The 22,918-nt window shown below is 71.1% G+C and carries 21 protein-coding genes; 5 read left to right on the forward strand and 16 right to left on the reverse strand.

Translation table 11 applies throughout. The features are described 5' to 3' along the window. Positions 1-26 precede the first annotated feature (26 nt). The 9 genes from SLV14N_RS03190 to SLV14N_RS03230 form a co-directional block, all read right to left on the reverse strand. Entirely contained in the window at positions 27-590 is a 564-nt protein-coding gene (locus SLV14N_RS03190; protein ID WP_208679626.1) for a hydrogenase maturation protease, read from the reverse strand. After that, positions 587-2,008 carry a hypothetical protein gene (locus SLV14N_RS03195; RefSeq protein ID WP_263267927.1) on the reverse strand — a complete coding sequence of 474 codons (1,422 nt, stop codon included), beginning with the start codon at positions 2,006-2,008 and terminating at the stop codon, positions 587-589. Before SLV14N_RS03195 ends, SLV14N_RS03190 begins: the two co-directional genes overlap by 4 nt. Further along, entirely contained in the window at positions 2,005-2,709 is a 705-nt protein-coding gene (locus tag SLV14N_RS03200) for a DUF6084 family protein (protein ID WP_263267928.1), read from the reverse strand. The genes SLV14N_RS03195 and SLV14N_RS03200 overlap by 4 nt, the downstream gene beginning before the upstream one ends. After that, positions 2,706-3,296: a DUF5947 family protein gene (locus SLV14N_RS03205; RefSeq protein WP_263267929.1), complete on the reverse strand. Its 591-nt coding sequence runs from the start codon at positions 3,294-3,296 to the stop codon at positions 2,706-2,708. Before SLV14N_RS03205 ends, SLV14N_RS03200 begins: the two co-directional genes overlap by 4 nt. Before the next feature lie 77 nt (positions 3,297-3,373). After that, a complete protein-coding gene (locus SLV14N_RS03210) occupies positions 3,374-4,033 on the reverse strand; it encodes a hypothetical protein (RefSeq protein ID WP_263267931.1) in 660 nt (219 codons plus the stop codon). Then, complete coding sequence (locus SLV14N_RS03215; protein WP_208679630.1) at positions 4,030-5,811, reverse strand: nickel-dependent hydrogenase large subunit; 1,782 nt, start codon at positions 5,809-5,811, stop codon at positions 4,030-4,032. The genes SLV14N_RS03210 and SLV14N_RS03215 overlap by 4 nt, the downstream gene beginning before the upstream one ends. Positions 5,812-5,895: 84 nt before the next feature. After that, on the reverse strand, positions 5,896-6,984 hold the full coding sequence (locus tag SLV14N_RS03220) for a hydrogenase expression protein HypE (protein ID WP_208679631.1): 1,089 nt from the start codon (positions 6,982-6,984) through the stop codon (positions 5,896-5,898). A 294-nt stretch (positions 6,985-7,278) separates the two neighbouring features. Next, complete coding sequence (locus tag SLV14N_RS03225) at positions 7,279-8,016, reverse strand: DUF4232 domain-containing protein (protein ID WP_263267933.1); 738 nt, start codon at positions 8,014-8,016, stop codon at positions 7,279-7,281. Between the two features lie 514 nt (positions 8,017-8,530). Next, positions 8,531-10,354, reverse strand: a complete 1,824-nt coding sequence (locus SLV14N_RS03230) for a 2-isopropylmalate synthase (RefSeq protein WP_263267935.1) — start codon at positions 10,352-10,354, stop codon at positions 8,531-8,533. Between the two features lie 165 nt (positions 10,355-10,519). Between SLV14N_RS03230 and SLV14N_RS03235 the strand changes: the two genes are divergently transcribed. Further along, positions 10,520-11,209 carry a FadR/GntR family transcriptional regulator gene (locus SLV14N_RS03235; protein ID WP_263267937.1) on the forward strand — a complete coding sequence of 230 codons (690 nt, stop codon included), beginning with the start codon at positions 10,520-10,522 and terminating at the stop codon, positions 11,207-11,209. Between the two features lie 73 nt (positions 11,210-11,282). Continuing rightward, positions 11,283-11,816 (forward strand): GNAT family N-acetyltransferase, encoded by a 534-nt coding sequence (locus tag SLV14N_RS03240; RefSeq protein ID WP_263267939.1) that lies wholly within the window; start codon positions 11,283-11,285, stop codon positions 11,814-11,816. A gap of 231 nt (positions 11,817-12,047) precedes the next feature. On the opposite strand, the gene SLV14N_RS38750 is transcribed toward SLV14N_RS03240, so the two are convergent. Further along, positions 12,048-14,636, reverse strand: a complete 2,589-nt coding sequence (locus SLV14N_RS38750; RefSeq protein WP_263267940.1) for an MFS transporter — start codon at positions 14,634-14,636, stop codon at positions 12,048-12,050. A gap of 666 nt (positions 14,637-15,302) precedes the next feature. Further along, positions 15,303-15,989: a ScbR family autoregulator-binding transcription factor gene (locus SLV14N_RS03250; protein WP_208679637.1), complete on the reverse strand. Its 687-nt coding sequence runs from the start codon at positions 15,987-15,989 to the stop codon at positions 15,303-15,305. A gap of 174 nt (positions 15,990-16,163) precedes the next feature. Here SLV14N_RS03250 and SLV14N_RS03255 point away from each other — a divergent pair, with 174 nt between their 5' ends. Continuing rightward, a complete protein-coding gene (locus SLV14N_RS03255; protein ID WP_263267942.1) occupies positions 16,164-17,147 on the forward strand; it encodes a ScbA/BarX family gamma-butyrolactone biosynthesis protein in 984 nt (327 codons plus the stop codon). Between the two features lie 203 nt (positions 17,148-17,350). Continuing rightward, on the forward strand, positions 17,351-18,115 hold the full coding sequence (locus SLV14N_RS03260; protein ID WP_208679639.1) for an SDR family oxidoreductase: 765 nt from the start codon (positions 17,351-17,353) through the stop codon (positions 18,113-18,115). A gap of 43 nt (positions 18,116-18,158) precedes the next feature. Here the strand turns inward: SLV14N_RS03260 and SLV14N_RS03265 are convergent, their stop codons facing one another. The 5 genes from SLV14N_RS03265 to SLV14N_RS03285 all read right to left on the reverse strand — a co-directional run bounded on the left by SLV14N_RS03265 (position 18,159) and on the right by SLV14N_RS03285 (position 22,013). Continuing rightward, positions 18,159-18,968, reverse strand: coding sequence for a 2OG-Fe(II) oxygenase (locus SLV14N_RS03265; RefSeq protein ID WP_263267943.1), 810 nt, complete (start codon positions 18,966-18,968; stop codon positions 18,159-18,161). 63 nt (positions 18,969-19,031) lie between these two features. After that, entirely contained in the window at positions 19,032-19,544 is a 513-nt protein-coding gene (locus tag SLV14N_RS03270; protein WP_263267944.1) for a methylated-DNA--[protein]-cysteine S-methyltransferase, read from the reverse strand. After that, positions 19,541-21,061: an AlkA N-terminal domain-containing protein gene (locus tag SLV14N_RS03275; RefSeq protein WP_208679642.1), complete on the reverse strand. Its 1,521-nt coding sequence runs from the start codon at positions 21,059-21,061 to the stop codon at positions 19,541-19,543. Before SLV14N_RS03275 ends, SLV14N_RS03270 begins: the two co-directional genes overlap by 4 nt. A 400-nt stretch (positions 21,062-21,461) precedes the next feature. After that, complete coding sequence (locus SLV14N_RS03280) at positions 21,462-21,626, reverse strand: hypothetical protein (RefSeq protein WP_208679643.1); 165 nt, start codon at positions 21,624-21,626, stop codon at positions 21,462-21,464. Between the two features lie 159 nt (positions 21,627-21,785). Then, positions 21,786-22,013: a hypothetical protein gene (locus SLV14N_RS03285; protein WP_208679644.1), complete on the reverse strand. Its 228-nt coding sequence runs from the start codon at positions 22,011-22,013 to the stop codon at positions 21,786-21,788. 172 nt (positions 22,014-22,185) lie between these two features. Here SLV14N_RS03285 and SLV14N_RS03290 point away from each other — a divergent pair, with 172 nt between their 5' ends. Continuing rightward, a complete protein-coding gene (locus tag SLV14N_RS03290) occupies positions 22,186-22,791 on the forward strand; it encodes an HD domain-containing protein (RefSeq protein WP_263267947.1) in 606 nt (201 codons plus the stop codon). The last annotated feature ends 127 nt before the right edge of the window (positions 22,792-22,918 follow it).

Here is a 22,918-nt window from a genome sequence, read left to right on the forward strand (position 1 = left end):
GGCGAGGGCCCCGCTCAGGGCGAGCTTCAGCATGGTGTCGTGTTCCTCTCACTGGTGTGTGGTCCGGCGGCGGACGGTGTCGGTTCCTCCGCGCCGACCAGCCGCAGGATGAGCTGTACGGCCTCGTCGACCGCGGCGCCGACGGGTTCACTGAGCCCGATGCCTTCGGCGACATCGGCCGGTTCGCAGCCGACGACCATGACGCGCTCCGGGCGCCGGCCGCCGGTGCCCGCACTGAGGGTGTCGAGCAGCGCGAGCACGGCGTCGGGGGTCATGTGGTGCCCGTCCAGCGTGGTGGCCGGCGGGCGGTCGGCGGGAGTGGTGGCGTCGAGGAGGTAGACGGTGCCGGGTTCACCGCCGCGCGCGGAGGCGTCCACGAGGAGCACCGTGTGGTAGCCCTCCAGCATCTGGTAGGCCAGATGTACGCCCCGTACGCCGACGTCGACGACCTCGACCCCGTCGGGGAGTTGATGCTCATCGAGCCGGCGGACGGCCTCGACGCCGAAGCCGTCGTCGCCGAGGAAGATGTTGCCGACGCCGGCGATCAGCGTCTTCGCGGGCCGCTTGGTGCCGGCTGCCTCGGGACTCACGCGTCCTCCAGGGGAGCGACTTCGTCGGGTTGGAAGTACAGGAAGCGGCCCTGCTCGCGCCGGATGTCGACGCCCGGATCGCCCTCCACGGTCACCGCGAGGTGCACCCCGCCGTCGACGTCGTGCAGCACCGCCTCCACATGCGCCGTGCGGCCCTGGAGGAAGAGGTCCTGGGCATCGGTGCGCCGCAGGCCGGGGCGCAGCAGCACCCGGCTGCCGGCACCGACCGACCGCCCGTCGACGGTGATCCGGTCGCGTACGGGGTCGACGCTGCGGTCGCTCTCCGGGTCCCACCAGGGGGTGTCGGGGCGGACGCCCGGTACCTCCGGGGCGAGCTCGTCGGGGGCTGCCGGGCCGGGTCCGGTGACCTCGCGCAGCGCCCGGACGGCACCGTGCAGCCGCTCCAGCACCTCGGGCGGCATGGTGTCGGCGAGCTCGATGACCTCGGCGGCGCGGGGGTCGGTGCCACGGGCCTCGCGCTTCTCCTCGTCGGTGAGGGCCGCGGTGCGCAGGGCCAGGATCTCGTCGATCTCCAGGGCGTCGTAGAGCGCACCGGGGCTTTCCGGGGCGATGGCCGGGTGGTCCTCCAGGATGATCGGCGCGGAGAGCACCACATCGGCGCGGCCGGACTCACCGGCCAGCACGGGCCAGACGTGCTCGTTGCGGCAGGCCGCGACGGCGCCCCTGGCCCACTCCGGAGGGTCGGTCATGGACACGAACGCGCCCGCGCTCAGGCCGAGGAGGAGATGAGCCCCGACCAGTGAGCGGGGCAGTGCCGCGGCGCGGTCGGACTCGGTACCGTCCGGTTGCCAGGTGCTGGTGTTCTCGACGGTCGCGGTCAGCCGGAACGCCGCGTAGGGGCCGTCGAGTTCACTCGCGGTGAGCCGGACCAGGCCGTCGGTCCCGGCACTGTGGCGCACCAGCCGGCCGACGAGCTGTCCGTCGGCGTCGTGGACCTGCTCGGTCTCCTCCCGCGCGGGCCGGGTGAAGGGGACGGTGACGCCCTCACCGGTCAGCTTGGAGATATCGGCCACGAGCGTGACGCGTTCCTCGACGCCCTCGTCCCAGGGGACCAGCACCCGGTCGGGCAGTTCGAGTTCCGCCACGGTCTCGAACCCGCCGTCCGCACAACGGCGTTGGACCGTCCGCCGCTGTGGGCGCAGGAACCGCAGCTCGGCCGAGAGCCGGGCGCCGGAGCGGGGCTCCATGAGGCATTCGGTGCGCTGGAAGGAGTGCTCCGCACTGCCGGCGCCCCAGTGGGGCGGGACGAGCACCCCGAACTGCCAGCGGAGTTGGTTCTTGGCGGCGGACGCGCGGTACGGGTAGAGCACATAGCCCTCGAACAGCACGGCGTCCGCCACCTGGCGGGCGGCGGCGAAGCGGTCCGCCGTCTCCTCGGGCAGCACGCTGGTCGTCACGGCGCGGTCCTCTCACTGACAGAACGGACGGCGGCGCCCGGGAAGAGCCGGGCGCGCGGTGCGGGCGGTGCGGTGCCGTCGGCGGCGGCCAGCAGGGACTCGACGGTCGCCTGCCAGGAGGGCAGAGCGTGCCGGGAGCGGTAGGCGAGGAGCGCGTCGAGGGTTTCGCGGGGCAGCCGCAGCCAGCCGCAGCCGGGGAAGTGCGTCTCGGTCATCTCCTGCCAGACGGCCACCGGCATCCGCACGGACGCTTCCTTGTTCCAGGGCACCGGCTGGACCTGGAAGCCGCCGGGGCCGGCGAACACCGTGCCGGAGAACAGCAGCAGCAGCGGGACCTCGCCCTCGCGCAGCGCATGGAAGTAGCGGCCGACCGCGACGTCCAGGTCGTAGGTGCAGGGGACGGGGAGATCCACCTCGGTCTCGCCGGTGAAGCCGGGGACGACGAGGGAGACCTGGGCGAACTGCAGGGGGTGCAGGGTGGTGCCCCAGCGGGACCGCTCGCCGAAGAGGTCGGTCAGCGCCTCGGCCTCGTCGGACCGGTAGCCGCGCCGGGCCGGTTCGATGCGGAGCTGGCAGCGCAGCGCGAGGGCGTGCACCCGGGCCGCTTCAGCGGCGGTGATACGCAGCCGGAAGAGGAGGGTGGGTGCGGCGGCGTAGCGGTCGGCGCGTACGCCGGTGCAGACGAAGGACAGCTCGGTCACGGCCGGTCGTCCCCCTTCGGCTCGCGGGCCCGGCGGGCGACCTTGGTGAAGAAGTCGGAGAGCGCGGCGCGTGCCTCGGCGCCGCCGTCGAAGCCCTGCCACAACAGCCGCATCCGGCCGACGAGTTCGTAGCAGATGTCGACGGGCACCAGATAGCAGTCGATACGGCCCTCGGAGCGGCGCAGCAGCAGCGCCTCCACATCGGGCTGGAGGAGGGTGGCCAGCCGGCTGGCGGAGAGCACGGTCTGCCAGGTCGACGGGTCGAGTTCGCTCTCGGTGGCGCCGGCCGGGCTGGGGTAGAGGGCGGCCAGCCGGTCCTGGTCGGCGTTGCGCAGGAAGAAGGCGACGCCGACGGGGATCTGGAGTTGGTCCCAGGCCGCGTCGTCGAGGGTGTGGCCGGGGTCGACGAGATAGCGGTCGGGGACCGTACGGAACTGTCCGGCGCCGGAGCCGGGCCGGTCGAAGAGCAGCGCGCACGGGGTGCAGGCACAGGCCAGCGCGCGGCGTTCGGTGTCGACCAGGTGGCGGTGGTTGTGCTCGGCGAGCACCACGGCGCACAGTTCGCAGCGTTCGGGGGCGGCCGGCACCGGTGCCCGGAAGCGGCGAAGGCCACGGTGGGCGGGCGGCGGTCCGAGGCGCGGGGGCAACGCCGTTGGCCGGCCGCTCACGAGGCGGTGGCGGCGGTAGGCGGGCGACGGGAGATCTGCAGCAGCGCCGGCTCGGGCCGCTCGCCCGCCGCCTCCCACTGCATCGAGGTCACCTCGGGCGCGAAGCAGGACACGGCGGCCTCGACGGCCTGTTGTGCCTGCCGGCTGGTGCTCGGGCAGCCGCAGCCGCCGGAGTCGCCGGAGCGCAGCCGCAGCGTTCCGGTGTCCGCGTCGAACTCCGCGACCTCGGCGGGGTGTTGACGGCGGACGCCGTCCAGGGCGCGGCCGATGCGGGCCGCGGTGTCCTCGGGGTGCAGATCGTGCAGCACCAGCAGGCTGGTCACCAGATCGTCGCCCAGCAGCGCCGAGCGCGGGCCGCCGTCGTCGGTGCCACCGCCCAGGAGGTGCATGATCCGGGCGAGTCCCGCACCGTAGAAGTCCATCAGGACGCGGACGAGTTCCTCGGCGGCGGCGCTCGCCTCTCGGTCGTCGCGCCGCGCGAGGCGGTCCAGTACCTCTTCGACGCGCCGGCCGGTGGCCTCGGCGTTCGGCACGGCGGCGGACGCCGCGGCACCGCGGGACGCGGCGCCCCGGGGTGCACCGGCCTGCGGTGCGGCGGCCTGCGGTGCGGCGGCCTGCGGTGCGGCGGCCTGCGCCGTGGTGGCCCGGGCGCTCATCCGGAGAGCCCGCTCAGGCCGGTGGGCACATGCATCTTCTGTACGGACTGCCCGTTGCCGACGTACATGTGGACGCCGCAGGGCAGACACGGGTCGAAGCTGCGCACCGTGCGCATGATGTCGATGCCCTTGAAGTTCTCCGGGGAGTTCTCCTCGAAGATCGGGGTGTTCTGGACGGCGTCCTCGTACGGGCCGGGGGTGCCGTAGGTGTCCCGGGTGCTGGCGTTCCACGGGGTCGGCGGGTACGGGTGATAGTTGGCGATCTTCCCGTCCCGGATGACCATGTGGTGCGAGAGGACGCCGCGCACCGCCTCGGTGAAGCCGCAGCCGATGGACTCGTCGGGGACCTCGAACTTCTCCCAGGTCTGGGTGCGTCCGGCGCGGACCTCCTCCAGGCCCTGCTCCGCGAAGTGCAGCGCCATGGCGGCGGTGTACGCCTGGAAGTAGGTGCGGGCCCGGTTGCGCTCAATGGCGTTGCTCCACTTGGGGATCTTCCACTCGAAGCGGGCCTCGGGCCGGGTCATGGAACGGGGCAGGTCGATGGTGACGCTGTGGCCGGTGGACTTCACGTACGGGGTGTCCACCAGTCCGGACAGCGCGGTGGACCACAGCCGGGCGATCGGGCCGCCGCCGGTGTCCAGGGCCAGATGCTCCTTGCCGTCGAACCAGCGCGGGGACATCACCCAGCTGTACTTGTCCGCGAAGTCCCGCTTCTGCGGGGCGGGGATGGTGTGCTGGTTCCAGGGGTGGCGGGGGTCGACGGGGTTGCCGAGCGGGTCGTGGGTGACGAACTGCTCCTGGCCTTCCCAGTCCTGGTAGTAGGAGCTGCCCAGCAGGATCCGGATGCCCAGGTTGATCTCGGTGAGGTCGTTGGTGACCAGTTTGCCGTCGACGATGATGCCCGGGGTGACGAACATCTTCCGTCCCCAGTCCGTCATGTTGCGATAGGTGAAGTCGCAGTGGTCCGGGTCGTTGAGCGCGCCCCAGCAGCCCAGCAGTACGCGCCGGCGGCCGACCTCCTCGTACCCGGGCAGCGCCTCGTAGAAGAAGTCGAACAGGTCGTCATGGAGCGGGACGACCCGCTTCATGAACTCGACGTAGCGCATCAGCCGGCTGAGGTAGTCGGTGAAGAGCTGGACGCTGGCGATGGTGCCGACGCCGCCCGGGTAGAGCGTGGAGGGGTGCACATGGCGGCCCTCCATCAGACAGAACATCTCCCGGGTGTAGCGGCTGACCTGGAGGGCCTCGCGGTAGAACTCGCCCTCGATGGGGTTGAGGGAGGTCATGATGTCGGCGATGGTGCGGTAGCCGTGGTCGCCCGCGTGGGGGGCTTCGGTGCGCTGGGCGAGCTCCCAGACACCGGGGTTGGTCTCGCGGACCATCTTTTCGCAGTAGTCGACCCCGACCAGGTTCTCCTGGAAGATGTTGTGGTCGAACATGTACTCGGCGGACTCGCCGAGGTTGATGATCCACTCCCCCAGGTGCGGGGGCTTCACGCCGTAGGCCATGTTCTGCGTGTACACCGAGCAGGTGGCGTGGTTGTCACCGCAGATGCCGCAGATGCGGCTGGTGATGAAGTGTGCGTCACGCGGGTCCTTGCCCCGCATGAAGACGCTGTAGCCGCGGAAGACGGACGAGGTGCTGTAGCACTCCGCCACCCGCTTCTGCTTGAAGTCGATCTTGGTGTGGATGCCGAGGCTGCCCACGATCCGGGTGATCGGATCCCAGGACATCTCCGTCAGACCGCTGCCGTCGGCCGCCTTCGTTCTCGGTGCCATCGTGAGTGCCGTGCCCTTCTTTTGCGCGCGGAGGTGAGGTCGGACGGACGGTCCGGGGTGCCGGAGGCTACGGGCGGGGTGTGCTCACCACGGTTTCCGGTAGCCGGTGGTCAGTTGGTCGCCGCGGTGGCGCCACTTGGGCTCGTGGTCGACCGTCCTGGCCGTGATGCTCCGCAGACGGCGGACGACGCTGCCGTACGCGGCGCTGGCGCTGCTGGAGAGCTTGCCGCCGGGCGGCTCGTCCATGAACGGCATGAACTTGTCGGGGAAGCCGGGCATGGTGCAGGCGATACAGATACCGCCGACGTTCGGACAGCCGCCGATACCGTCCATCCAGCCCCGCTTGGGCACGTTGCATTTGACCACGGGACCCCAGCATCCGAGCTTCACCAGACACTTGGGCGAGTCGTACGTGGTGGCGAACTGGCCCTGCTCGTAGTAACCGGCCCGGTCACAGCCCTCGTGCACGGTCTCCCCGAAGAGCCAGGTGGGCCGCAGCTGGTCGTCCAGCGGGATCATCGGAGCCGCGCCCGTCGCCTGGTAGAGCAGGTAGGTCAGCGTCTCCGAGAAGTTGTCCGGCTGGATCGGGCAGCCCGGCACACAGACGATCGGGATCCCGGCCTTGGACGTCCAGTCCCAGCCCAGGTAGTCGGGCACACCCATGGCTCCCGTCGGGTTGCCCGCCATCGCATGGATGCCGCCGTACGTGGCACAGGTGCCGATCGCCACCACGGCGAGCGCCTTGGGGGCGAGCCGGTCGATCCACTCACTGGTGGTGATCGGCTGGCCGGTCTCCGGGTTGTCACCGAAGCCGCACCAGTAGCCTTCCGGCTTGATGGACTCGTTGGGGATCGACCCCTCGACGACCAGCACGAACGGGTCGATCTCGCCACGTTCGCCCTTGAAGAACCACTCGATGAAGGTGTCCGCGCCCCCGACCGGACCGGATTCGAAATCGATCAGTGGCCAGTGGACAGCGATCTTGGGCAGCCCCGGCAGCACACTGAGCGCGATCTCCTCAATGCTCGGCTGCGTCGCGGCGGTGAGCGACACGGAGTCGCCATCGCAGCTCAGGCCGGCGTTGATCCAGAGAATGTGGATCGGGGACTCGTCCTCGGCGGACGGCTTTCCGTTCGCTGCGGCCTTGTCGGCCACGCTCGAAGCTGCAGACATGGGGATGTCTCCTAGGCAGATATGCAACGAAAGCACTCATTCAAGACTTCCATCCACCTTGGTAACACCGATACCGAAGCACGGGGCGGTCACCAGGGGCCGTTGTGGTGACATACCACCCGAGCGTCCGAATCAAAGGCCACAGCTCCACAGCGGGTCACCGTCCTCCGCGGAGGCGTGCGGTCGGTCCGCCCCGGCATGCCGCACGCCCCCGGCGCACCGTGCACCGGGGGCGTGCTTGTCGTGACGAGGCCGTCCGCGGCCGTCCTTGCCGCGAGCCCGCGGACCGGGCCGTCAGCCCAGGGAGCCGGCCGTCACCGCGGTCACGTCGAACCGCCCTCCGCACACCCGCAGTCCGCGGCTGCCGGTGGTCATCGACTCCTTGGATCCGGGCGGGTAGACGAAGACGAGCTGCGACTTGGCCCAGCACGGGGTGTCCGAGACGCCCTCGTTGAGGGTGTGCAGCAGGGCGTGTGCGCTCTGGCCCGGCTGCAGCCGGACGACACCGCCGGCGCCGCCCTCGCGGGTGGCGGGCTTGCCGACGGCCGAGCCGTCACGGTTGATCAGCGAGACCCCCGGGAAGCCGCGCAGCGAACAGGCCTTCTTGCCCTTGTTCGTGAAGACGAGGGGGTAGCGGATGTTGCCCGCACCGGCGTCGGAGGCGCCCAGGCGCAGCGACATGTTGGCGGCGGTGCAGCGGTCCGAGGCCGCCGTGGTGGAGGTATGGGCCTCTGCGGCGCTCGGCGCCTTGCCCGTCGGCTTACCGCCGGGAGAGGCGTCCGCTTTCGCCGACGGCTTCTGAGCGCCCGCGGAGGGCTGCTCCTTCGCAGCGGACGGCTGTGCACTGCCATGAGACGTCTTGTCCCCGCCACTCGCCTTGTCATGGGACGTGGCGGGTGCGGCGGCCGACGAGGGGCGGGATGCGGCGTCGGGGCCGCCCTCACAGGCAGTGAGCGCAAGCGCCGCGACAGCGATCAGCGATCCCGCGGCGACACGACGACCGCGGCCGAGCATCTTGATGGTGAGCGACATAAGTGTCCCCCTCGTCTGGTAGGGCGAGCTCTCGTAGTGGGGTGCGGTCCGTCCGTTGCTCGTTCCAGCGTGGCCCTGGGCACTGCCGGTCCGCTAACGAGGCACTAACACACCACTAACGAGCTTGGATGCTCGGCACGCCGATATCCCCGGCAACCGGTGTGACCAGCCGGGTTTCGGGGCGCGCCGCTCAGACTCGCAGAAAATTCCCGAGGTGCGGATGCGGCACCCCCGAGTTCAGCCGTTCCGCCGACCTGGACCATCGGCCCCACGGGCCCCTGCGGGCCCACCGGCACCGGTGGGCCCGCAGAGGGCCGGGTCCGCTACTCCCCGTGTCCCCGGTCGCCACCGTTGTTCGGCGGGCCGGGGACGGGATTGCCGTAGGAGTCGCGGCCGCCCCCGCCCGGGACGCGTACGCCCGCGCCCTGGGCCGGGGAACCGGTGCGCAGGCGTAGAAGGACCGGGACAATGCCGCGGACGGCGGGCGCCGTGGAGCACCCGCCGTCCGCGGCCCCTACAGGGCCTCCCCCTTCGCCCGGTTCACGGCCGACAGCACCGCCCGCACCGAGGCCATCAGGACGGAGGTGTCGCGGCCCGCACCCCAGTACGTGGCGCCGCCGATACGGCACTGGACGTAGGCGACCGCGGCACTGTCCGGGCCCGGGGCGAGGGCGTGTTCGGCATAGCTGAGGATGCCGACGGGGTGCCCGGCGGCGGCCAGCGCGTCGGTGAAGGCGGCGAGCGGACCGTTGCCGGAGCCTTCGTAACGCCCCCGGCCGTCCGCGGCGTTGCCCCCGCCGAAGCTGCAGACGACACGGTGCTCACCCGGCGCGGGCTCGGTGGCGCTCCAGGAGTCGAGCGTCAGCGGGCCCTCCTCCCCCGGCGCCAGATAGGTGCTCCGGAAGAGCTCCCACAGCTCCTTCGGGGTGGCCTCCTGCCCGCTGTCGTCCGTGGCGCGCTGCACCGTGCGGGAGAAGTCGGGCCGCAGGTCCTGCGGCAGGTCCAGACCGTGGTGCAGCTGCAGGAGGTGCGCGATCCCGCCCTTGCCGGACTGGCTGTTGACCCGGATGACCGCCTCGTAGGTGCAGCCGAGGTCTGCGGGGTCGACGGGCAGATACGGCACCGTCCAGGGCGCCTCGGACTCCGGTACGCCCAGGCGGGCCGCGCGCCGGGCATGGTGGGCCAGCCCCTTGCTGATGGCGTCCTGGTGGGTACCGGAGAAGGCAGTGTGGACGAGCTCCCCGGCATAGGGGTGGCGTGGATGGACGGGCAGCTGGATGCAGTCCTCCACCGTGCGGCGGACGGCGGAGAGATCCGAGAAGTCGATCATCGGGTCGACGCCCTGGGTGTGCAGATTGAGCGCGAGGGTGACCAGGTCGACGTTGCCGGTGCGCTCCCCGTTGCCGAACAGACAGCCCTCCACCCGCTGCGCCCCGGCCAGCACGGCGAGTTCCGCGCAGGCCACTCCGGTACCGCGGTCGTTGTGCGGGTGTACGGAGAGGACCACCCCATCCCGCCGCGTCAGATGCCGGTGCATGTACTCGATCTGGTCGGCGTACACATTGGGTGTGGCGACCTCGACGGTGGCGGGCAGATTGTGGGTCACCGGACGGTCCGGCGAGGCGTCCCAGAGGTCCGTCAGACCGTTGCAGATCTCCAGCACGAGATCGGGCTCGGTGAGGTTGAAGACCTCCGGCGAGAACTGGAACCGGATGTCGGCCCCGGGCCGTGCCGCGGCCAGCCGGGCCATATGCGTCGCGGCGTCGTGTACCAGGTCGCGTACCTCCGCCCGGCTGCGGCCGAGGACCACCTCACGCCACGTGGGTGCGGTCGGCGTGTAGAGGTGCACGACGGCGCGCGGCAGCCCCTCGATGGCCGCGAAGGTCCGATCGATCAGTTCCCGGCGGGCCGGGGTGAAGACCACCACCGTCACGTCGTCCGGTACCGCACCGCTGTCCGCCAGGTGGCGGACGAAGTCGAAGTCGGTACGGCTCGCGGAGGGATAGGCGACCTCGATCTCCTTGAAGCCCATCGCGACCAGCAGGTCGAACATCCGGCGCTTCCGGGGAGTGTCCATCGGCTCGGCGAGCGCCTGATTGCCGTCGCGCAGATCGACCGGCACCCACAGCGGGGCCCGCTCGATCCGGGCGGCGGGCCAGGCCCGTCCGGTCAGCGGTACCTCGACGCGGTCCTGCGCGGGACGGTAACGGTGGGCGGGCATCGCGCTGCCGCGCTGGGGATTCCACGCCGGCGCGTCGGCGGGTACCGGGCCGGCGGGGGTACGGAGCGCGGGGAAGCCGCCCGCGGCGGTGCGGTCGGCTGAAGTGGTACGGGGCATGATGGTCCTTCACAAGCCGGACGGGGACCGGCAGCACCGAACCCCGCGGCGGGGTGCCGGTCGCGTCAGGCCCCGCCGCGGCGGCCGAGAAGGAGACCACGCAGCTTCATGGCCGGTACACTAACCACGAAACAACTCCTCAGACAACCTGAGAGGTATGACGGGATGTCACTCGAAGCTCTCCGCCCCAGCCCCCTGGTCGAACAGGCCGCCCAGCGGCTGCGCGACCAGATCACCGGCGGGCACTGGCCGGTGGGCACCAAACTCCCCGGCGAAACCACGCTCGCCAAAACCCTCGGCGTCGGCCGCTCCACGGTCCGCGAGGCCGTACGAGCCCTGGCCGGCGCCGGGTTGGTGCAGCCACGCCAGGGCGCCGGCGTCTTCGTGATCGCCACCGAACCCACCGAGGACTGGCCCACCCGCCTGCGCCGCGCGGCCGTCGCCGATGTCTACGAGGTCCGCGCCATGGTCGAGGTACAGGCCGCCCGGCTGGCCGCCACCCGGCGCACGGAGGCCGATATCGCGGCGATGCGGACCGCCCTGGAGGGACGGCGTTCGGCCGCCGGAGCCGGCCACGCGGCTTTCGTGGACGCGGATATCGCACTGCACGCGGCCGTGGTCGATGCCGCACACAACCCCGTCCTGACCGATCTGTTCACGGAGTTCGCACCGGCACTGCGCCAGGGGCTGATCGACCTGGTGGAACTGCTGGGGCTCGGGGGCAAGGAACCGCAGCACGGCGATGCCCGGCACGCGGAGCTGGTCGAGGCCGTGGCGGACGGCGACGGGGAGGCGGCGAGCCGCGTCCTGCAGACCGAACTCGAGGAGACGCTGGCACAGCTGCTGAGCCGCTGACCTGCACCGCACGGACCGCGAACGGACGCCCGCCGATTTCCGCCGCGCCCCCGCATTCGACAGGATGGGAGGCATGACCGAGATCCGCACCCCCCGCCTCATCCTCCGCCGCTGGACCGACGACGACCTCGCCCCCATGGCGGACATCAACGCGGACCCGCTCGTCATGCGCTGGATCGGCGACGGCTCCACCCTCGGCCTGGACGGCACCGCCGAGGAAATCGAAAGGTGGGAGGAGGAGTGGGACGACGAGGGCTTCGGCCTCTTCGCCGTCGAACTGCTCGCCTCGGGCGAACTGGCCGGATGCGCCGGCCTGTCCGTCCCCGAGTTCCTGCCGGAGGCCCGGCACGAGATCGCGATCAGCTGGCGCCTCGGCCGGCAGTACTGGGGCCAGGGCTACGCCTCCGAAGCCGCCCAGGCGGTGCTGGAGTTCGCCCTCCAGGACCGCGGCCTGGACCGCGTCATCGCCATCAACCGGCTCGGCCATGAGTCCTCACAGAACGTCGTACGCAAGCTCGGCATGGCCTTCGAACGCGAGGCGACACATCCGGAGTACGGCCATGCACTGACGGTGCACAGCATCGACCTGACGGAGTATCAGGGCTGAGGGGGGCCGGGGGGGCAGGCACCTGGGAGCGAGCGCCGGGGACCGGGCACTGGGCGCCGGGGGCCGGGCACTGAGCGCCGGGGGGGGCGGCCCGACGCCTCGAAGTTCCATGACTTTCCCCCTCCGGGCCATGGGGCCCCTCCAGCACCACGCAGCGAACCGGAACCAGCAGCGGGCAGCGGGCAGCGGGCAGCGGGCAGCTGACTGTGGTGCCTGGTGGGCCGGAGCAGCTCAGCCGGCGGCTGTCGATTGCTGGGCGAGCTCCAGATCGAGGGTTTCACTGGCGCCGGCGGTGAGGGATATCGGGGCGGAGTGCGGCGGGTAGCCGGCCGCGGTGAGGGTGTAGTGCAGGCCCGCCAGGTCGGAGAAGGCGAAGGCGCCGTCCGGTCCGGTGACGGTGTGTCCGGCGACCGTACCGTCCTCGACGAGGGTCACGGCGGCATCGGCGAGTGGTCGGCCGCCCGGGCCCCGTACGGTGCCGCGGACAGCAGCCGTCGGCTGGAGGCGGGCGTCCTGCCGTTCCGGTGTGCCGCCGGACAGCTCCATGGCCCGGGCTTGCGGCTGATGACCTACGGCGCTGAGGACCAGGGTGTAGTGGCCTGGCGGTAGTTGGGGGACGTGCCAATTCCCCTCGGCACCGGAGGTCGTACGGGTCACCACGACGCCTTCGGCATCGGTGACGACGATGCTCCCGCCGACCAGCGGGGTGCCTTCGGCGCCGCCGAGCAAGGTGCCGCCCAGTCGGCCGGTGGGTGCGAGGATCAGGTCGACCCGGGTCGAACCGCCCTTGCCGTGATACGTGGCGGAGGCCGCGTACGGGGCGTGGCCGGGCGCGGCGCCCGTGAGGACGTAGGTGCCGGCCGAGGGGGCGTCGAGTGCGTAGCGGCCATCGGCGTCAGCCGTGGTGACGCCGGCCTGGCGGCCCTGCCGGTCGATCAGGGTGATGCTTGCGCCGGGTACCGGGCTGCCGGAGGTGTCCGCCACCCGGCCCCGGAAGCCGGCGGCGTCGGCATCGGCACTGTCACCGGCACCGACACCGGCAGTCATCCCGTCGGGGGCGGGCCGGGAGGGGGCCGTGTACCGTTCGGCGACCGGCTGCGCCCAGGACGGCGCCGGCTTCACCAGCGGGACCAACTGACCGACGGATTCAGTCAGTTGGGACGGTCCAGCCAGTTCGGCTGCTGCAGCCGCTGCGGACGGGGCAGCAAGGGCCGGCGGGTCAGCAGGTGCGGGCAGGGTGGCGGCGATCGGCGCGGCGGGCTCCGCCGCCGGCCGCGCCGTACCCCGCGCACCGTCGGTGTCGGCTGCGTCCGCCGCCGCTCCGTCGGTGCTCTGCGCGACCGGGGTCGGGCGAGACACCTTCCGCTGTGACGGCAGGAAGCATGCCAGGGCGACGCCGATGAGGACCGCGGCCGTGGCGATGAGGAAGGAGACCCGGAAGCCGGCCATCGTGGGCACCGTGACCGGTCCCACGCTCTTGGACATATGGGCCAGCACCATGCCGATCACCGCACTGGACACCGAGGTGCCGATGGAACGCATCAGGGTGTTCAGACCGTTGGCCGCGCCGGTCTCCGAGGCGTCGACAGCACCGATGATCAGTGCCGGCAGCGAGGAGTAGGCCAGGCCTATGCCGGCGCCCACGACCACCGCGATGATGACGGTCTGCCAGGCGGCATTCATCAGGCCGATGCCCGCACCGTAGCCGATCGCGATGACCAGCATGCCGAGCAGCAGCGAGACCTTGGGGCCGTGCCGCGCGGCGATCCGCGCGTACAGCGGCGCGACGAACATCATCGTCAGGCCCAGCGGCGCCATGCACAGCCCGGCCACCACCATCGACTGACCCAGCCCGTAGCCGGTCGACGTGGGCAGTTGCAGCAGCTGCGGCAGCACCAGGGAGATCGCATAGAACGCCACACCGACCGTGATCGATGCGAGGTTGGTCAGCAGCACCTCACGGCGTGCGGTGGTCCGCAGGTCGACCAGCGGATCGGCGAGACGCAGCTCCATCACGCCCCACAGCACCAGGATCAGCACCGCAACACCGAAGAGTACGAGGGTGGTCGGCGAACCCCAGCCCCAGTCGCTGCCCTTGGTGAGGGGCAGCAGCAGGGCCACCAGACCGGCCGACAGCCCGATGGCCCCCGCCACATCGAACCGCCCCTGGGCCCGTACCGCGGTCTCCGGTACGACGAGTAGGGTGAGCAGCATCGACAGCACGCCGAGCCCGGCGGCACCGAAGAACAGGGTGTGCCAGTCGGCGTGTTGGGCGACCAGTGCCGCGGCCGGCAGTGCGAGCCCGCCGCCGACGCCGATCGATGAGCTCATCAGACCCATGGCCGAGCCGAGCCGTTCGCGCGGCAGCTCGTCGCGCATGATGCCTATGCCGAGCGGAATCGCGCCCATGGCGAAGCCCTGCAGCGCCCGGCCCACGATCATGGTGACCAGGTCACTGGTGAAGCCGCAGATCAGCGAGCCGACGACCATGACCGCGAGGCTGGTCAGCAGCATCCGCCGCTTGCCGTACAGGTCACCGAGGCGCCCCATGATGGGAGTCGAGACGGCGCCGGCGAGGAGGGTGGCCGTCATGACCCAAGTGGCGTTGCCGGGCGTCGTGTTGAGCAGCACCGGCAGGTCCTTGATGACCGGCACGAGCAGCGTCTGCATCACCGCGACGACAATGCCGGAGAAGGCGAGGACCGGGACGATACCGCCGGAGGATCTGCGCCGCCCACCCACAGCCGGGTCGGACACCGGGGGCACGACTGGGGTGCCCCCGGCCCTTCCGGGGAGCTGGTCCGTCGTCGTCCGGTTCATACGCGCGGCCTCCAGGGCGGCAGAGGTGGGTGGGGGTCGTCAGGGGGCGAAGCAGAGCGGCCGGCGACGGGTACCTGGGGGCGTGAGCGTCGTCGGACCGCAAAGGGCGTCAAAGCACGAGGGCGGTGAAGGCGTCGTCGAAGGAGCGGTCGAAGTGTGGTGGCGTCTGCGGGCATCGGCACGATCAGGCCGCTGACGAGTGGAGCGTTCTCCGCGCACGGCTGATACGTGCATGGCGAACGCTTCTACCCCGGCGCCCTATTCCTCCGCACGGCTCGACTTCTCGCCCCGACATCCGTGATCTGCCTCACGCAGCCCCACCCTGCACTCTTCCCCGCCCTGTGCACCGGACCTCCCCTGCTCTACCTGAACGCGGATCCTCCGAGCCCGCCGAATCCAGTGAACAGCACACCACTGACAATCCCGCTCGAACCCGATCCCCCCGCTCCCGCCCACACCTCTCACGGCACCCCGCGCATTGCCGTCACCTCAACGGCGAGCGGCGCGCGGCGCTTCCGCGACGCCTCTGACCTGCACGACTCTTACACGAGGTGCACACACTTCCGCGTTCAACACCGCGCGCGCGGTATGTTTTGAGCGCCCTGAATGCGCCGAGATGTCACCGCCTCCCGCGGCCCGAGAGCTGCACACCGCCCGGGGGGGGGCTCAGCCCGCGGCCACTCCGGCATCGGCGCCGGCCACGGCCTTCGCCAACACCCTTCCCTGCAGGGCGGCATCGAGTTGCGCGCCCCGCTCCGAGTCCAGGTTGAGTTTGGCGAGGATGGCCGGCACCGCAATGCTGGGAAGGGTGTGCTCAAAGAAGACAGTCAGCCTGCGACTGAGGTCGGCCTGGTTGGTCAGGGCCTGCGACATCATCTGCAGCCCGGCGAACGCGCCGACGAAAAGCTCGGCGGTCTCCCGCACGACGATGCTCTCCAGGATTTCGCCGCGGTCCCGGGCCTCGTTCAGCAAGCCCTCGACGAACCGGGTCCACGACAGCATCGACTGCTTGCGGTCGAGATGGTTGGAACCCTGCTCGACCGCCAGTCGTGCCGCACCCCGCTGGATCGGATCGCTGCGCAGCCGGAAGGCCAGCACCTGGCCCGAGTCGACGAATTCCTGCAGCTTGATCTTCTGCGGCTCCACGGCGATATCGACCACCTGCTCCTCGAGCACCGCGAGCGCCAACTGCTCCTTGGAGGCGAAGTGGAAGTACAAGGCGCCCTTCGTCACGCCGGCGCGCTCGAGGACTTCGGCGATCGTCGCGCGGTCGTAGCCTTGCTCGTCGAAAACCGACGCGGCCGCCTCCAAGATCACTCGCCGGGTCCGAATCGCGCGGTCCTGTTGTGCCACAGGACGCCTCCTGTCTCTCGATGTATCCACGTTCCGCAACAGTTAGCTACAGCTCAAGTCGCCGCTGGATCAGCCACTTTCCCCTTTTCGTAGGCCCGGCATTGAAAATAAAACCGGATGGTACGTATCTTATCAGCGATGTACCTCAACCCGTAGCGACGCCTGGGGGCAGTCATGAGCGACACGATGCAGGTCAGCGGCACTCTTCAACCCAGGTCTCCACATCCGCTGCACCTCGACGGGGACCGGGCCGCCACACCGCGGAGCCGCCGCAGCATCCAGGTCACTCGGGAGTTCGTACACCGCCCCCTCGCCGACGACATTCTGGTCACCTCATGGCGCCGGCTCGATGACGCGCATTTCTCGCTGACCGCCCAGTGGCCGCACGATCACGGGTATTTCACCCCCAACCGCGGCCGACACCATCTCATCCTCACGGGTGAGACCATCCGCCAGGCCGGGTTGCTGCTCTGTCACGCCGAGCTCGGCGTACCACTCGGCCACCACTTCATCCTCGGCGACCTCGTGTACACCACACACCCCGAGCATCTCGCGGTGGGCAGCGGGCCCACTCCGCTGACCATCGACGTCGTCTGCAGCAGGATGCGCAGGCGGTCCGGCATGATGACCAGCGGCCACTTCGACATGACCATTCGCAAGGGGGGCCGGATCGTCGCGACCGGTCACTCCGACGTCACCGTCACCTCACCCGCGGTCTACCGCCGGATCCGCGGCGAACGGCTGACCGCGCGGCGCACTTTCGACCCGCTTCCCGCCCCCGTTCCACCCCGGCTGACCGGCAGCGCCAAGGACAGCGACGTCCTGCTCTCCCCCACCGGCCGGACCGACCGCTGGCTGTTGCGCATCGCGCCAGGCCACCCCGCGGTGGTGAACCCGGCGAACGATCACATTCCCGGGATGGTGCTGCTCGACGCGGCGCAGCAGGCCGCACGCGCCCTGACCTCGCCCGATGCCTTCGTCCCGTACGCCTTCGGCACCGTTTTCCGCCGGTACGCCGAGCACGGCACCCCCTGTGTGATCGAAGCCCACCGTGTCCCGTCAGCACTGCCCTGCACCACCACGGTGCAGGTGACCGGCCTACAGGACGGCGATCCGGTCTTCGTCTCCACGCTGACCGCGCTGGACCCACGGGACTGACGTCCCGCTCATACGGCACACAGTTCTCCCCTGGCCGGCGCACTCTTCTGAGCCTCCGCGCCCGTCCCGGGCGGCCACCTGCCCGTGCGGGAGCGGCTCTTGCGGCATGGGCAGCCGACCCGGTGCAGCGGCACCACCACACACCAACCGACAGTCCTCCGGGGGCGGTATGCCCACCACAGGCACGTGAAAGGCCGGACCACATGAGTGATCTCAAGGGAAAGACCGCGCTGGTGACGGGATCCAGCCGGGGTATCGGCAGGAGCATCGCGCAGCGCCTCGCCGCCGACGGCGCGCTGGTCGCCGTCCACTACGGCAGTAATGACACCGCGGCCAAGGAAGCGGCCGAGAGCATCATCAGTGCGGGCGGCCGGGCCTTCATAGTCGGTGCGGAACTGGGGGTTCCCGGCGATGCCGAGGCCCTCTACGCGGCGTTCGACGACGGCCTGAGGGCGTACGGCGCCGAGCCCGGTCTCGACATCCTTGTCAACAACGCGGCGATCAGCATTCCGGGGCACATCGACGAGGTCACACCCGAGGACTTCGACCGCACCCTCGCGGTCAACACCAAGGCCCCGTTCTTCATCGCCCAGCACGGTCTGCGCCGGATGAGGGGCGGCGGACGCATCATCAACGTCTCGTCGGCGGTGACGAGTACGGCGTTCCCGTCGACCATCGCCTACGGGGTCTCCAAGGGCGCGGTGGACACCTTCACCCTCACCCTGGCGAAGGATGTCGGCGCGCGGGGCATCACGGTGAACACCATCGCCCCCGGCTTCATCGAGACCGATATGAACGCGGCGATGCGGGCGACACCTGAGGCGCACGCCGCGCTGGCTTCCCTCTCCGTGTTCAACCGGATCGGCAAGCCCCAGGACATCGCCGACGTCGCCGCCTTCCTCGCCTCGGACGACTCCCGCTGGATCACCGGCCAGCGGTTCGACGTCACCGGCGGCTCCATGCTCTGACGCCGCCGGGCACCGCCCTGGGCGGGCGCGGGCCACGGCGTCGTCAGGCGTCGTGGAAGACCAGGCCCAGGGAGTGCCGCCGGCCGGAGCGGACGGTGCTCACACCGTGGCGTACGGGGCCGGCCGACCAGCCCCGTGCGGAGCGTACGGGGCGGTCGCGGGTGGTGAAGATCAGTCCGTGGCCCTGCGGCAGGACGGTGGTGGTGCCGCGGGACTGGGCGCGCGGCCGCTGCTCGACGAGGAGGAATTCCCCACCGGTGTAGTCGGTGCCCTGCTCGTCCAGGCCGATGACCACCTGGAGGGGGAAGACCATCTCCCCGAAGATGTCCCGGTGCAGCGCGTTCCAGTCGCCCTCTCCGTAACGCAGCAGAATCTGCGCGGACTTGGTCTGCCCGGCTTCGTGGCACAGGGTCAGCCACTCCTCCAGGGTGTCCGGCCAGGGGGCCGGTCTGCCGAGCTTGTCCGCCCAGTCGCGGGCGGTCTTCAGCAGGTGCGGGTAGAACGCCTCGCGCAGGGCCTGGACCGGTTCGGGGAGCGGGTCGGCGAAGTAGCGGTACTGGCCCGAGCCGAAACGGTGCCGTGCCATGTCGATGGTCGAGCGGAAGCGGGCACGGCTGCCGGATTCTGCGCCGTGGGCCGAGGCCGGCTCGTCGTACAGCGCGCTGAGGGCGTGGCAGTCGGCCGGGCTGAGCAGACGTGGGGTCACTGCGCAGCCCACAGTGTTGAGTTCCTCGGCCAGCGCCGTCCAGTCGGCGGCGGCGACGCGCTGGGCGAGCGTGGCGGGGCGGGCGTGGCGCTTGGTGGCCGTGGTGGTTGTAGTGGCCGTGGTGGTTGTAGTGGTCGTGGTGGTCATGGAGCGCTCCCATGGGGCGTGGGTCGGGGCGGCGCCCGGCGATCGCGGGCGACGCCGGGCAGCTCAGAGGACATCCGGCAGGGCGCCCTCGATGTCGAGGAGCTGCCGTTTGCGTACGGGCCCGCCCGCGTAACCCGAAAGGGAACCGTCCGCGGCGATCACACGGTGGCAGGGCCGGACGACGAGCAGCGGGTTCGCGCCGATCGCCGTTCCGATGGCGCGCACCGCGCCCCGTGCCGCACCGATGTCGGCGGCGATCTTCCCGTACGTGGTGGTGGTGCCGTACGGGATGGTCTCCAGCGCCTGCCACACCCGCCGCTGGAAGTCCGTGCCCCGGGCGGGGGCATAGGCGATGCCGAAGCGGGTCAGCTTCCCGTCGAAGTAGGCGCGGAGCTGGTGAGCGATGCCGGCGAAGGCGGCGGGGGCGTATGTCCAGCCGTCCTGGACGGTCGCCCCGCCCTTCTGTCCGGGCACGGACAGCGAGGCGAGCGCGAGGCCGCCCGGCGCGGTGGCCGATTCCTCGCCCGCCAGCAGGAGTTCGCCCAGCGGGCTGTCGAGGGTGGTGTAGAGCGTCATGGTCCGGTGCTTTCCGTGGTGGTGGGGCGGGGGCTCGCCGGCTCCGTGGCCGGCGCGTTCCAGAAGTGGTGCATCGCGTACGAGCGCCAGGGGCGCCAGGACGGCGCCCGCTCCTTCAGACCTGCCGTCGCTGCTCCGGCCCGGCGCATGCCGGCCAGTACGGCCACATCGCCGGTCAGCAGGACATCGGGGTCCCCGAGGGCGCGCATCCGGATGTATCCGGCGGTCCAGGGGCCGATGCCGCGCAGCCCGAGGAGCGCGCGTTCGGCCTCGTCACGGTCGGCTCCGGCGTCCAGGACGACCGTGCCGTCGGCGAGTGCGGAGCTCAGGGTACGCAGGGTCGCCCGCCGTGCCTCGGGCAGCCCGAGCTCGGTGAGGGTGGCCTGCGCCAGGTCGTCGATGCGGGGGAAGAGGTGGGTGAGCGCTCCGGCCGGCTCGGGCAGCGGTTCTCCGTGGGCGGCGACCAGGGCGCCGCCGAGCGTACGGCCGGCCGCGACCGAGACCTGCTGGCCGAGTACGGCACGGACGGCGAGCTCGTCCGGGGCGGGAGCGCCCGGCGAGCGCAGTCCGGGGCAGCCGTCCACCAGCCGCGCCAGTTCAGGGTCCGCACCGAGCCGCTCGGCGACCGCGTACGGATCGGCGTCCAGATCGAAGAGGCGGCGCACCCGCTGGCTCGCGGTGGTGAGGTCCCGCAGCTCGGTCAGGCGCAGCCGGCAGTCCAGCCAGCCGTCGCCGGCCGCCTCGTCGACCTCGGCGATCCCGGTTCCGTGCGGCAGCCGCAGGGTGCGCCGGTAGGTACGGGCGCCGGGCTCACCGCCGACCTCCTCGACACCGGTGATCGCGCGCCGCTGGAGGTGGTCGAAGAGCTGCCGCGCCGCATACGGCCCGCGGAAGGCCAGCCGCAGCGGCAGCACCCCGGGGGTGGTGGGCGGCGCGACCGGTCCGAATCGCGTTCCCTTGCCGGGGCGGGCGGCGCGCAGCTCGCTCGGGGTGAGGGCGTAGATCTCCTTGATGGTGTCGTTGAACTGCCGCACGCTGGCGAAGCCCGCCGCGAAGGCGATCTCGGCCGCCTGCAGTCCGGTGGTCTGCAGCAGGACCCGGGCGGTGTGGGCACGCTGTGCCCGCGCCAGGGCGACCGGGCCGGCGCCCAGCTCGGCGTTCAGCTGGCGCTGGACCTGCCGGGCGCTGTAGCCGAGCCGGGCGGCCAGACCCGAGACGCCTTCCCGGTCGACCACACCCTCGCTGATCAGCCGCATCGCCCGTCCGACGAGATCGGCACGGGCATTCCACTCCGCCGAGCCGGGCACCGCATCGGGTCGGCAGCGCCGGCAGGCACGAAACCCGGAGCCCTGGGCGGCCGCTGAGGTCGGGAAGAAGGCGACATTCCGGCGTCGGGGCGTGGTGGCGGGACAGCTCGGCCGGCAGTAGATCCCGGTCGTGGACACGGCGAAGAAGAAGGCGCCGTCGAATCTGGCGTCCCTGCTGCGCACCGCCTCGTACCTGCTGTCCTCGTTCATCACAGAGTCCACTGTGCAGCAGGTCAGGCGGCGGCGCTGGCGGAAATCGGACGGAGCGTTCGGGGTGTGGGGGCGCCGTGGGGCCGGGCGGTCCTGCGGGCCGACCGGTCTTGGCAAGGCACGGGCGTGCGGGCTCGGGTACCGGCTCGCGGCCCCGGCTCGTAGCTGCGGATCTGCCTCGGGAACGCGGCGCGAGCGACGGCCGCCGAGCAGAGCGGTGGCCAACGGCCCGAGCGTGCGTCACACCGACGGTCCGGCAGACAACAGCCTTTAGCAGTACGGGAGTTCAGGCTTACAGGCCCCGGGGAGAAAGTCTCGTGCGGGCATCCGACTGAATCGTCCGGCGTGGACCCCTAGGCGATTTGCCCGAATTGAGGGATTCTGCCGCGTCGAACCGGCCCTACGACGCCACTATCGCAAGGATCACCAGGAACGCGACCAGCGCGAAGGTCTCCCAGCGCATCGCCCTCCGCAGGACATTCAAGTCCGAAGAATTCCCCGACCCACCCCTCAGCGGCGAGTACCCGCCGTCGTCGCTGGTCCCGCTGTCCCCGTCGTCACTCACGCCGTGCTCCCGCTCTCCTGCCGTCAGCTCACCGACGGCCTGCCCATCGTCGGCCGTCAGCGTATCCCCCTGCTCAGCGGCACCGAGAGGCGGCTACGAATGCGGACCAGGCCCGACTACGGCATGGCCACGGCTACGACCGGCGAGTGGGAATGCCGTTCAAGGCGGTGGCATCGGCCAGTCGTCCAGCGAGCCACCGCGCCATTCGACGAGGCGGGGGTCGTCCAGCTCGATGTCCCCGGCCGGGGCGGCGACGCCCGCGCGGCGGAGGAACTCGGCAACATCGCCGCGGCCATGGGCCAGGCCGACGATCTGCCCACGCACGGTCACCCGTCGGCCGCCGGACGGCGTCGGCGGGTGCACGATGACAGGCGGATGCTCGGTCATGCCTCCAGCGTGCGCTGGGCTCCGCGCTCGCGCATTTCGGCAGCCGCCGTGAGCGTCAATCCTCCGCCGCCGCGGTGCGCCCGCCCATCGGCGGCGCCTGCGCTTGACGCGCGGCCTGCAAGCCCGCCCGTTACCTCGACCGGAGACCGGTCCGTCCGCGACAATCGCGGCCATGACCATGGATGATCTTGTGATTCCCGATACCCGTGCCTGCCGTGCCGCGCTGGAGGTGGCGAGTGCCTACTGCTCGCCCGCGCTGCTGAACCATTCCGTGCGGGCGTACCTCTGGGCGGCCGGCTATGCCTCGGCCCACGACATCGCCTTCGATCCGGAACTCCTCTATGCGTCGGCCATGTTCCACGACATCGGGCTGGTGAAGGAGTTCGACAGCCACACCGTGCCCTTCGAGGAGGCGGGTGGCCATGTGGCGTGGGTGTTCGGGGCGGGCGCCGGGTGGCCGGTGGAGCGGCGGGTACGGGCGTCCGAAGTGATCGTCCGGCATATGTGGGACGCCGTGGAGGTGGCACTGGATCCGGAGGCACATCTGCTGGTGTTCTCCACCTCATTGGACATCTCGGGGCAGCGTCCCGACGCCCTGCCGGCCGGCCTGCGCACCGAGGTGCTGGCGCGCTATCCGCGGCTCGGCCTCGGCGAGGAGTTCCTGGCGTGCTTCCGGAACCAGGCCGAGCGCAAACCGGACAGTTCCGCCGCGGCCTCGGTCCGCCAGGGCATCGCCGCGCGGATCTCCGCCAATCCGCTGGATGCGCCCGGGGCGTAGCGGGCCGATCCCGGTGCCGTACGAGGCCGCCTGCCGGACAGGGCGGTCGGCGGCAGCGGCAAGAGGAAGCCCCGGCCAGACGGGGGGACGCTGGCCGGGGCGGCTTGGGAGGGGTGCATCAACACCC

Source organism: Streptomyces sp. Je 1-4 4N24, assembly GCF_026239515.1.
GTDB classification, from domain to species: Bacteria; Actinomycetota; Actinomycetes; order Streptomycetales; family Streptomycetaceae; genus Streptomyces; species Streptomyces nigrescens.

Bases quoted from the DNA above. Each gene is read 5' to 3' on its own strand.
- SLV14N_RS03290 (WP_263267947.1), top strand. From the start codon at position 22,186: ATGACCATGGATGATCTTGTGATTCCCGATACCCGTGCCTGCCGTGCC.
- SLV14N_RS03225 (WP_263267933.1), bottom strand. From the start codon at position 8,016: ATGTCGCTCACCATCAAGATGCTCGGCCGCGGTCGTCGTGTCGCCGCG.
- SLV14N_RS03275 (WP_208679642.1), bottom strand. From the start codon at position 21,061: ATGAACGAGGACAGCAGGTACGAGGCGGTGCGCAGCAGGGACGCCAGA.
- SLV14N_RS03220 (WP_208679631.1), bottom strand. From the start codon at position 6,984: ATGTCTGCAGCTTCGAGCGTGGCCGACAAGGCCGCAGCGAACGGAAAG.
- SLV14N_RS03265 (WP_263267943.1), bottom strand. From the start codon at position 18,968: ATGACCACCACGACCACTACAACCACCACGGCCACTACAACCACCACG.
- SLV14N_RS38750 (WP_263267940.1), bottom strand. From the start codon at position 14,636: ATGAACCGGACGACGACGGACCAGCTCCCCGGAAGGGCCGGGGGCACC.
- SLV14N_RS03215 (WP_208679630.1), bottom strand. From the start codon at position 5,811: ATGGCACCGAGAACGAAGGCGGCCGACGGCAGCGGTCTGACGGAGATG.
- SLV14N_RS03285 (WP_208679644.1), bottom strand. From the start codon at position 22,013: ATGACCGAGCATCCGCCTGTCATCGTGCACCCGCCGACGCCGTCCGGC.
- SLV14N_RS03235 (WP_263267937.1), top strand. From the start codon at position 10,520: ATGTCACTCGAAGCTCTCCGCCCCAGCCCCCTGGTCGAACAGGCCGCC.
- SLV14N_RS03270 (WP_263267944.1), bottom strand. From the start codon at position 19,544: ATGACGCTCTACACCACCCTCGACAGCCCGCTGGGCGAACTCCTGCTG.
- SLV14N_RS03255 (WP_263267942.1), top strand. From the start codon at position 16,164: ATGAGCGACACGATGCAGGTCAGCGGCACTCTTCAACCCAGGTCTCCA.
- SLV14N_RS03210 (WP_263267931.1), bottom strand. From the start codon at position 4,033: ATGAGCGCCCGGGCCACCACGGCGCAGGCCGCCGCACCGCAGGCCGCC.
- SLV14N_RS03260 (WP_208679639.1), top strand. From the start codon at position 17,351: ATGAGTGATCTCAAGGGAAAGACCGCGCTGGTGACGGGATCCAGCCGG.
- SLV14N_RS03240 (WP_263267939.1), top strand. From the start codon at position 11,283: ATGACCGAGATCCGCACCCCCCGCCTCATCCTCCGCCGCTGGACCGAC.
- SLV14N_RS03230 (WP_263267935.1), bottom strand. From the start codon at position 10,354: ATGCCCCGTACCACTTCAGCCGACCGCACCGCCGCGGGCGGCTTCCCC.